Raw genomic sequence first — 9,566 nt, forward strand, 5'->3', positions numbered from 1 at the left:
CGCGCGCTCGCCCGCGACGGCGAGAGCTACCGGCCGCACTGGGACCGGTGGGCGAGGCAGGAGGAGTCCCTCTTCGCCCGGCACCGGCCCCGCGACCACGCCGACCTCGTGCTGGACACCACGTGACCGCGCCGGCCACGCGCCGCCCGCCGTGGCTCCTCGCGCTCGCCCTGGTGGCGGTGTCGATCAACCTGCGCGCGGTGATCGCCAGCGTGCCGCCGCTGGTCGACACGATCGAGGCCGACCTGCACCTGTCGAGTGCCTGGTCCGGTGCCCTCACCACCCTCCCGGTCCTGTGCATGGGGCTGTTCGCGCCGCTGGCTGCCCGACTCGGCCGACGGGTCGGCCCCGCCGGAGCCGTCCAGCTCGCGACGGTGGGCGTCGTCGTCGGCTGCCTCCTGCGCCTGGCCGGTGCCGAGATCTGGACGCTGTATGTCGGCACGTTCGTCGCCGGGGTCGGTATCGCCATCGCCGGCACGCTGCTGCCCAGCCTGGTCAAGGAGCTCTTCCCGCCACAGCGCGCGGGGCTGGTCACCGGGCTCTACATGCTCTCCATGATGGGTGGCGCCGCGCTGTCCTCCGCGCTCGCGGTCCCCTTCTCACACTGGCTCGGCTCGTGGGAGGCGTCACTGGCCTCGTGGTCGCTGCTCGGGCTGGTGGGCGCACTGGCCTGGCTGCCCGTCTCCGCCCGGGAGCGCACGCAGCGTGCCACCTTTGCTCCTCCGGACGATCCGCACCGCCTGCCGTGGCGTCACCTGACGGCGTGGGCGGTGGCGGCCTACCTGGGCGTGCAGTCGTGGCAGTTCTACTCCAGCCTGGCCTGGGTCGCGCCTTCCTACGTCGCCCACGGGTGGGCCCCCTCCCTGGCCGGTTACCTGCTCGCGGCCTTCACCCTGGCGCAGCTCGTCTCCGGTCTCGTCGGGCCGGTGCTCACCGACCGGGTGCGTGACCGCCGACTGCTGCTGCTGCCGGTCGGCCTGCTCGGGACGGTTGGCATGTCAGGCCTCGCCTTCGCCCCGGAGGCGGCACCCTGGGCGTGGGTCGTCATCCTGGGTCTGGGGCAGGGCGCGGCCTTCTCACTGGGCCTGGTGCTCCTGGTGGACTACGCCGAGACGCCTTCTGCCAGCGGTCGACTCGCGGCCATGTGCTTCTTCGTGAGTTACACGGTCGCTTCGTTCGGCCCGGCGACGATGGGCGCAGTGCGTGACGCCGCCAGTGGCTTCCACACCGTCTGGCTGGCCCTGCTGTGTCTGATGGCGGTGCAGCTGGGTCTGGCCCTGTTGCTGGGACCTCATCGAGACCGCATCGCCTGACCCCACCTTCGGGTTGACCTCAAGCGCACTTGACGTACGAGGCTTCTTTCGTAGGCAGCAACGAAGGAGGACCCACGATGCCCACTGCACTCATCACGGGCGGCTCGGCGGGGCTCGGGCACGCACTGACCACCGCGCTGGCCTCGGCCGGCTGGGACGTCGTCACCGATGGCCGCGACGCCCCACGACTGCGCGAGGCCACCCGTGCGCTCGGCCCCCGAGTCCGCGCGATCCCCGGCGACGTCACGGACCCGACACACCGCGAGGAGCTGGTCCGAGCGGCCACCGATCTGGGCCGGCTCGACCTGCTCGTCAACAACGCGAGCACCCTCGGTGCCACGCCGATGCCACCGGTCGCGGCGCTCGAGCTGGACGACCTGGACGGCGCCTGGTTGACCAACGTGGTCGCCCCGCTGGCCCTCGCCCAGGACCTCCTGCCGCTGCTGCGGACCTCCCACGGCGTCCTGGTCAACATCACCTCCGACGCGTCCGTGGAGCACTACGCGGGATGGGGGGCGTATGCCGCCACGAAGGCCGCGCTCGACCACCTCACGCTGACCCTGGGTGCGGAGAATCCGTGGCTCGCCGCCTACGCCATTGATCCCGGCGACATGCGCACCGCCATGCACCAGGCCGCCTTCCCGGGCGAGGACATCAGCGATCGGCCGCTGCCGGAGGCTGTCGTCCCCGGACTGCTCGAGCTCCTGCGGCAACGACCGGCCAGCGGCCGCCACCGGGTGACCGAGTTCCTGGACGCGGGTCGGGTGGCCGGATGACCTCGGTCAGCGCGACCGCGCGGACCCGGTTCACCGGCCCCACGGACGGCGTCGCCTCCGGTCCGGCGGAGGCGCGTGGCCTCGCCCGTGACGAGGTCCGCCTGATGGTCGCGTCGGGTCGAGGGATCGTGCACGCCCGGTTCCGCGACCTGCCCGCCTACCTGGACCCGGGCGACCTGGTGGTCGTGAACAACTCGGCCACGTTCGCCGCCGAGACGGACGGCCGGTGGCGCGACCGCCCTGTCGTCGTGCACGTCGCGACCCGGCTCGATGACGGCGCTTGGGTGGTCGAGCTGCGCACCGCGCCGCGTGCCGCTGCTCCGGTCCTGGACGCAGCGCCTGGTGACCACGTCGGGCTGACTGGTGCCACGGGACTGCGGCTGCTCGAGCCGTATCCCGGGCCCGCCGCCTCCCCGACGGGACAGGGTGCCCGGTTGTGGCGTGCGAGCGTCACGGGTCCGCGGCCTCTGACCCAGCACCTGCTGCGGCACGGACGTCCCGTCTCCTACGGTTACCTGTCCGGCCGCTACCCGCTGCCGGACTACCAGACCGCCTTCGCGCACCGACCCGGCAGCGCCGAGATGCCCAGTGCCGGCCGGCCGTTCACCGCTGACCTGGTGACTCGTCTCGTGGCACGCGGCACCGTCGTGGTGACGATCACGCTGCACACCGGCCTGTCCTCCCAGGAGGCGGGCGAGCCTCCGCAGGTGGAGCGCTTCGCGGTGCCCCCTGCGACCGCACGGATGGTCAACGCGACGCGTCAGAGCGGTGGTCGGGTGGTGGCCGTCGGGACCACGGTCACCCGGGCGCTGGAGTCGGCGGTGGACCCGGACGGCACGGTGTCCGCCGCATCCGGCTGGACCGATCGGGTGATCTCACCGGACGCCCCGGCCCGCGTCGTGGACGGCCTGATCACCGGGTGGCACGAGCCCGAGGCGTCCCACCTCCTGCTGGTCGAGTCGGTGGCCGGGCCGGCGCTGACCCAACGGGCCTATGACGCGGCCGTGGCACACGGGTACCTGTGGCACGAGTTCGGCGATGCCGCACTGTTCCTGCCGGGCTGAGTCACCCGGTGCACCCCTCGCTCCTCGGCAGGGGTGGTGCCTTCGCGTCAACGGGGGCAGACTGGAAGAGGGTTCTGACCACGACCCTTGGAGCAGCCATGACACGACACCAGACCACCCCAGACCTCGTTCCCGTGCTCGCCCGCGGACGGCATCGCAATCCGCGGAAGGGGGCGTGCTTCATGGAGATGGCGTCCTACCTGGCCGGCGAGCGGTGGAGCGACCATCCCGAGTGCACGCACCGACTGCTGGCCGCGCTCGCCCGCATGGTCAACGACGCCGTCGACGACACCACGCGCAGCAGGCTCATCCCGCTGATCCCCGAGGTCATCGGCCTCACCAGCGACGACCCACACGTGGATGCGCGGCTCGCGCTGCGTTCCGCGACCAGCGCCCTGCCCATCGCATCGCAGGCGCGCCAGAACATCCTCGCCGTCGGCGTGCTGACCTCGGAGCGGGTGCTCGCCGGCCTCGACGGACGACCGTGGGACCACCTCAGCGAGCCCGCCGCTGACGCGCTCGCGCGTGTGCCCCTGGCTCGTCAGTGGGCCAAGGACTTCACCGGCCGTTCGCGGGTGTCGATCCGCTCCTTCCGGCGGACCGCGGCGCCCAACATCCTCGCGGTGTCCGTGCAGGGGATTGCCGAGGCCGCGGTGAGCGACCCGGACAACCGGCTGGTCGAGCTACTGACCTCCGCCATCACCGAGGTCAAGGCGATGGTCGGCGTCCCGGCGACGGAGCACACCACACCGCTGCGTCTTCCCCAGACGTTGCGCTAGCCCCCGGCGGGCGTCAGCCCGCCGGGGCCTCCCTCGGCCCGTCCGGCGCGCTGTGCACCTGCACGAGGGCGGAGAGCCGGCCCGCCTCGGCGCGGGCGAAGGCGCCGTCGGACTTCTGGATCGCCATGACCGACACGGTGTCGGCGTCGTCCAGGTCGAGTGAGAGCCACGGCGCCCCGCCCGAGAACTGGACGGCGACGATCTGGGTCCACTCGAGGTGGCGTGTGGTCACGAGGTTGCGCACGAGCAGGCCCTGTGGGGTGGGTACGGCCTTGATGGTCGCAAACCGCATCAGCACCGCCGCGAGGAGCAGGCCGACCGCGACAAGCATCAGCCGGTCGATGAACGTCCAACCGCCGAAGGCCACCTCCGGGCCCGGCACCGTGATCGCGACCACGATGAACAGCACGACCGAGACGGCCGCCGCCGCGAGCGCGACGTAGCGGCCTCCGCGGGGCCGGAACACGGCATACGGATCTCGATGGACGGTCGGCGAGCTCTCGGCCATCAGAGCCTGCAGGCGCTGATCTCGGTGACCAGGATCGCCCTGGCGCCGAGCTCGTAGAGCGAGTCCATCAGCCGGTTGGTCTGCTCCCGCGGCACCATGCTGCGCACCGCCACGTAGGCCTCGTCGTGCAACGGCGACACCGTCGGGGACTCCAGCCCCGGCGTGAGCCCCACCGCCTGCTCGACGAGGTCGGCCCGGATGTCGTAGTCCATCATCACGTAGCGCTGCGCGGTGAGCACACCCTGGATCCGGCGGGCGAGGACGTCGATCGCCGCCTTGGACGGGCTGTCCTGACGACGGATCAGCACCGCCTCGCTCTGGAGGATCGGATCACCACAGATCGCCAGGCCGGCCTGTCGCAACGTCGTGCCGGTCTCCACCACGTCGGCGATCAGGTCGGCGACTCCCAGGGTCACGGCGGTCTCGACCGCACCGTCGAGGCGGACGACCTCCGCCGTGATGTCGTGGCGGGCGAGGTCGGCCTGCACCAAGCCCGGGAAACTGGTGGCAATCCGCTTGCCCGCCAGGCCTGCTCGACCGTCCGGGAGGTCGTGATCGGGAGCGGCGTAGTGGAAGGTCGACCGGCCGAAACCCAGCGGGAGGACCTCCTGCGCCGGGCTGCCCGAGTCGAGCATCAGGTCTCGTCCGGTGATGCCCACGTCCAACGTGCCCGAACCGACGTAGACGGCGATGTCCCGTGGACGCAGGTAGAAGAACTCGACCTCGTTGTCGGTGTCGACGAGGACGAGCTCACGGTGGTCGCGCCGACCGCGGTATCCCGCCTCACGGAGCATCTCGGCAGCCGGCTCGGCCAGGCTGCCCTTGTTGGGTACTGCGATCCTCAGCATGCGTGCGGTCCCCCGGTCAGAGGTGGGCGTAGACGTCGTCGAGCGAGATGTCGGAGGCGATCATGAGTACCTGGAGGTGGTAGAGCAGCTGGCTGATCTCCTCGGCCGTGCGGTCCCTGCCCTCGTGCTCGGCCGCCATCCAGACCTCCGCCGCCTCCTCGACCACCTTCTTGCCGATGGCATGCACGCCGGCGTCGAGGGCCGCGACGGTGCCGGATCCCTCCGGCCGCTCGGTCGCCTTGGCGACCAGCTCGGCATACAGGGCATCAAAGGTCTTCACGGGAGGCAAGGTTACGGGGCGGACGCCCCCTCCGGCACGGCAGTCTCACGCAACGCCACGACGGTGGCCACCGCGGCGGTCGCGGCCTCGTAACCCTTGTCCTCCACCGACCCCGGCAGACCGGCGCGGTCCAGCGCCTGCTGCTCGTCATCGCAGGTCAGCACCCCGAAGCCGACCGGGGTGCCCGTGCGCAGGCTCACCTCGGTCAGCCCGACCGTCGCGGCCTGGCAGACGTAGTCGAAGTGCGGTGTGCCGCCGCGGATCACGACGCCGAGCGCGACCAGCGCGTCACACGTCGGGGCCAACCGGGCGCACGCCACGGCCAGCTCGAAGGTCCCGGGCACGCGCACGACCTCCATGTCGGCGACGTGCGCGTCCTCGAGTCCCCGGCGGGCGCCGTCCAGCAGGCCGTCCATGACTGTCGTGTGCCAGGAGGCAGCGACGACCCGGACCCGAAGGCCGCTCCCGTCCACCGTCAGACGGGGTGATCCGCCGCCGCTCATGCCGTGACTCCCTCGTCGCCGGCGTCGAGCACCAGCCGGTGCCCCATCCGGTCGCGCTTGGTCCGCAGGTAGCGTTCGTTGTCGGCTCCCGCCGGGACCTGGAGCCGCTCGACCGCGACCACGTCGATCCCGTTGTCACGCAGGGCGTTGACCTTCATCGGATTGTTGGTGAGCAGGCGGACCGCGTCGATACCCAGGTCGGCCAGGATGGCGGCGCCCGCGGCATACTCCCGCGCGTCGATCGGCAGGCCCAGCTCGACCTGCGCGTCGACGGTGTCGAACCCGTTGTCCTGCAACGCGTAGGCCTCGAGCTTGTGCAGCAGCCCGACGCCCCGCCCCTCGTGGCCGCGCAGATAGACGACCGCGCCGCCGTGGACCGCGACCCGTTCGAGCGCGAGGGCCAGCTGTGGGCCGCAGTCGCAGCGCCGGGAGCCGAACACGTCACCGGTCAGGCACTCGGAGTGCAGCCGCACCAGCGGGTTTGCCGATCCCACACCGCGCGGGCTGACCAGCGCCAGGTGCTCGGCGCCAGTCACCCGGTCGCGGTAGCCGATGACCCGGAACTCGCCGTGGGCGGTCGGGAGCCGGGTCTCCGCGCCTCGCTCCACGCGGTCGTGGCGCTGTCGCCAGGCGATCAGCCGCTCGATGGTGATCACCGGCAGGTCGTGGGCCGCCCCGAGCTCCACCACCCCGGCCAGGCGCATCATCCTGCCGTCGTCATGCACCAGCTCCGCGATGACGCCGACGGGTGCCAGCCCCGCGAGCCGGCACAGGTCCGTGGCCGCCTCGGTGTGGCCCGGCCGTTCCAGGACGCCAGCGGCCTTGGCGCGCAACGGGAAGACGTGACCGGGCCGCACCAGGTCCTCCGGTGCAGTGGTGGGGTCGGCGAGCAGCCGCAGCGTGTGCGCCCGGTCGGCGGCGCTGATGCCGGTGGTCACACCTCGCCGGGCGTCGACGGACACGGTGTATGCCGTCCCGCGCGGATCCTCGTTGTGCCTCACCATGGGCGGCAGGTCCAGCCGGTCGGCGATGTCGTCGGTCATCGGCGCGCACACGACGCCAGAGCTGTGCCGGATGGTCCAGGCCAGCCAGTCGTCGGTCACCGTCTCCGCCGCCAGGATGACGTCGCCCTCGTTCTCGCGGTCCTCGTCATCGAGGACGAGGACCGGTCGGCCTTCTCGCAGGGCCCGCAGAGCCGTCTCGACGCCGGCCAGGGTCGTGGTTCTCATCGTGCCGTCACCTGTTCCGTCAGCGCGCCCGGTGGGGATGCTTCGACGCGCGAGACGCGCAACCACACGAAGAAGCCATAGAGGACCAGACCCGCGTAGACGGCATACAGCACCGCGGACGGGTAGAAGCGCGAGTGCACGAGCAGTGGGACGCCGACCACGTCCACCCCGATCCAGGCGAGCCAGAAGTCGTTCCACCCCCGGGCCATGGCATAGGTCGCGACGATGGAGCCCACGAAGATCCAGGCGTCCGCCCAGTAGTACCACCGGGGAGCCGGCCACCCCGCCCCCACAGCAGCGAACGCCCACTGGGCGATGACCACGCCGCCGACCCAGAAGGCCACGTAGTGCAGGCGTTCGGCGGCCGTCGCCCAGCGAGGCGTGATGGCCCGGGAGTCGTCGTTGCGGCGGCCCTTCAGCTGGCGCCAGCGCCACCAGCCGTAGATGCTCGTGACGATGAAGAAGACCTGGCGAGCCGCCTGGCCGAACAGGGTCTCGTGCTGCGGGTTGGTGAACGCCACGCCGAAGAAGACCGTGAACAGCAGGGCGTTGCCCACGATGCCGGCCGGCCAGGCCCAGACCCGGCGCTGCAGGCCCCCGATGGCGGAGGCGAAGCCGAAGACGTTGCCGACGATCTCACGCCAGAGGATGCCCTGACCGAAGATCGTCAGCTGGGCGTCGAAGAGCCGCTCGAGGACGTTCACTCGTTCCCCTCCCCCGGCCCGGACGCAGGCGGCAAAGAGGCTGCGCCCTCATCGACCGTCGGCGAGAGCAGGCGCTCGACGTACTTGGCAATGACGTCCACCTCGAGGTTGACCAGGTCACCGATGCTCGCGCCGCCCAACGTGGTAGCGGACAGCGTGGTCGGGATCAATGAGACCTCGAACCAGCCCTCACCCACTCCCGAGACGGTGAGGGACACCCCGTCGACGGTGATCGACCCCTTCTCGACGACATAGCGGGACAGGGCCGCCGGGAGGGTCACCCGGACGACCTCCCACTTCTCGCCCGGTGTGCGGGCGGCGATCGTGCCGGTGCCGTCCACGTGGCCCTGCACGATGTGCCCGCCGAAGCGGCCGCCGGCCGGCATGGCGCGCTCGAGGTTGACCCGGTCGCCGACCGAGAGGGCGCCGAGGCTGCTGCGGTGCAGCGTCTCGGCCATGACATCGACGTCGAACGTGTCGCCGGACCACGACGTCACCGTGAGGCACACGCCGTTGACGGCGACGGAGGCACCGTGCGCGACACCGCTCGTGGCCAGCGGCCCCCGCAGGCTCAACACCGCTGAGGTCTGGCCGGCACCCCACTGGACGGCAGCGACCTCGCCGAGCTCTTCGACGATCCCGGTGAACATCAGCGCGGCTCCTCGTGGCTGGTGGTCAGGCTCACGACGCTGGCGCGCACGCGCACGTCCGCACCGACCGTCCGGACCTCGGTGGGCTCCAACCGCAGCGCCGCGCCGATGGTGTCGATCCCGAGGTCGCCGACGGCGTTCCGGCCGGCTCCCAGCAGGATCGGTGCGAGGTAGGCGACAATCTCGTCCACGAGGCCGGCTCGCAGGAAGGCCGCCGCGAGGGTGGGTCCCCCCTCGAGCCACACATGATGGATCTCCTGCTCGTGCAGGGCCTTCAGCACCAGGGCCGGGTCGTGCTCGGGGAACAGCACGGTCGGGGCTGCGTCATCCAGGATGCGGGCGCCGGCGGGGATCGTGCTGGTGCCGGCGACGACGCGCAGCGGTTGACGGTCACGCAGGCTGCCATCAGGGTGCCGCACGGTCAACTGGGGGTCATCCGTCAGGACGGTGCCGGTGCCGACCAGGATCGCGTCGCACTCCGCGCGCAGGTCGTGGACGTCGGCGCGGGCTTCGGGCCCGGTGATCCACCGGCTCGTGCCGTCCACTGCGGCGGACCGTCCGTCGAGGGTGGCCGCGAACTTCCAGGTGACCCGCGGGCGGCCGTGCCGGAACGCGAAGGTCCACGCCTGGTTCAACGCTTCGGCCTCGTCTGCGAGCACTCCTGGCACCACCTGGATGCCGGCCGCCTCCAGCTCCGCTGCTCCGCCGCGCGCCACCGGGTTGGGGTCGGCCTGACCGAAGACGACCCGGGAGACGCCCGCATCGACCAGGGCCCGGGTGCACGGGCCGGTCAGACCGGTGTGGTTGCACGGCTCGAGGGTGACCACGGCCGTGCCACCGCGTGCGGCATCGCCAGCGCGCGCCAACGCGACCACCTCGGCGTGCGCGGAACCCGCTCCTGCGTGGAAGCCC

General features: G+C 71.7%; 12 protein-coding genes. 4 read left to right on the forward strand and 8 right to left on the reverse strand.

Going from position 1 to position 9,566, the window contains the following annotated elements; all coding sequences use genetic code 11:
* The first annotated feature begins 122 nt into the window (after positions 1 to 122).
* The 4 genes from FRW57_RS12035 to FRW57_RS12050 all read left to right on the forward strand — a co-directional run bounded on the left by FRW57_RS12035 (position 123) and on the right by FRW57_RS12050 (position 3,932).
* Positions 123 to 1,313 (forward strand): MFS transporter, encoded by a 1,191-nt coding sequence (locus FRW57_RS12035; RefSeq protein ID WP_137122008.1) that lies wholly within the window; start codon positions 123 to 125, stop codon positions 1,311 to 1,313.
* A 77-nt stretch (positions 1,314 to 1,390) separates the two neighbouring features.
* Positions 1,391 to 2,089: an SDR family NAD(P)-dependent oxidoreductase gene (locus FRW57_RS12040; RefSeq protein WP_137122007.1), complete on the forward strand. Its 699-nt coding sequence runs from the start codon at positions 1,391 to 1,393 to the stop codon at positions 2,087 to 2,089.
* On the forward strand, positions 2,086 to 3,153 hold the full coding sequence (locus FRW57_RS12045; RefSeq protein ID WP_137122006.1) for an S-adenosylmethionine:tRNA ribosyltransferase-isomerase: 1,068 nt from the start codon (positions 2,086 to 2,088) through the stop codon (positions 3,151 to 3,153). The genes FRW57_RS12040 and FRW57_RS12045 overlap by 4 nt, the downstream gene beginning before the upstream one ends.
* Before the next feature lie 98 nt (positions 3,154 to 3,251).
* Positions 3,252 to 3,932 carry a hypothetical protein gene (locus tag FRW57_RS12050; RefSeq protein WP_137122005.1) on the forward strand — a complete coding sequence of 227 codons (681 nt, stop codon included), beginning with the start codon at positions 3,252 to 3,254 and terminating at the stop codon, positions 3,930 to 3,932.
* Positions 3,933 to 3,945: 13 nt separating this feature from the next.
* Here FRW57_RS12050 and FRW57_RS12055 read toward each other — a convergent pair whose 3' ends face one another.
* From FRW57_RS12055 to ribD, 8 genes are all read right to left on the reverse strand, one after another.
* On the reverse strand, positions 3,946 to 4,440 hold the full coding sequence (locus FRW57_RS12055) for a PH domain-containing protein (RefSeq protein ID WP_137122004.1): 495 nt from the start codon (positions 4,438 to 4,440) through the stop codon (positions 3,946 to 3,948).
* The gene (gene hisG / locus FRW57_RS12060; protein ID WP_137122003.1) at positions 4,440 to 5,288 is read right to left on the reverse strand and encodes an ATP phosphoribosyltransferase; all 849 of its coding nucleotides are present in this window, start codon (positions 5,286 to 5,288) and stop codon (positions 4,440 to 4,442) included. Before hisG ends, FRW57_RS12055 begins: the two co-directional genes overlap by 1 nt.
* Before the next feature lie 16 nt (positions 5,289 to 5,304).
* A complete protein-coding gene (locus FRW57_RS12065) occupies positions 5,305 to 5,568 on the reverse strand; it encodes a phosphoribosyl-ATP diphosphatase (RefSeq protein WP_137122002.1) in 264 nt (87 codons plus the stop codon).
* A gap of 11 nt (positions 5,569 to 5,579) precedes the next feature.
* Positions 5,580 to 6,071 (reverse strand): 6,7-dimethyl-8-ribityllumazine synthase, encoded by a 492-nt coding sequence (gene ribH / locus FRW57_RS12070; protein ID WP_137122001.1) that lies wholly within the window; start codon positions 6,069 to 6,071, stop codon positions 5,580 to 5,582.
* Positions 6,068 to 7,300, reverse strand: coding sequence for a bifunctional 3,4-dihydroxy-2-butanone-4-phosphate synthase/GTP cyclohydrolase II (locus tag FRW57_RS12075; RefSeq protein WP_137122000.1), 1,233 nt, complete (start codon positions 7,298 to 7,300; stop codon positions 6,068 to 6,070). The genes ribH and FRW57_RS12075 overlap by 4 nt, the downstream gene beginning before the upstream one ends.
* On the reverse strand, positions 7,297 to 8,004 hold the full coding sequence (locus FRW57_RS12080) for a nicotinamide mononucleotide transporter family protein (protein WP_137121999.1): 708 nt from the start codon (positions 8,002 to 8,004) through the stop codon (positions 7,297 to 7,299). Before FRW57_RS12080 ends, FRW57_RS12075 begins: the two co-directional genes overlap by 4 nt.
* A complete protein-coding gene (locus FRW57_RS12085) occupies positions 8,001 to 8,654 on the reverse strand; it encodes a riboflavin synthase (protein ID WP_137121998.1) in 654 nt (217 codons plus the stop codon). Before FRW57_RS12085 ends, FRW57_RS12080 begins: the two co-directional genes overlap by 4 nt.
* A partial coding sequence (ribD, locus tag FRW57_RS12090; RefSeq protein WP_152186093.1) for a bifunctional diaminohydroxyphosphoribosylaminopyrimidine deaminase/5-amino-6-(5-phosphoribosylamino)uracil reductase RibD occupies positions 8,654 to 9,566 on the reverse strand: 913 nt, incomplete at its 5' end. The genes FRW57_RS12085 and ribD, both read right to left, overlap by 1 nt.

This window comes from Segeticoccus rhizosphaerae (assembly GCF_009192725.1).
Lineage (GTDB): Bacteria > Actinomycetota > Actinomycetes > Actinomycetales > Dermatophilaceae > Segeticoccus > Segeticoccus rhizosphaerae.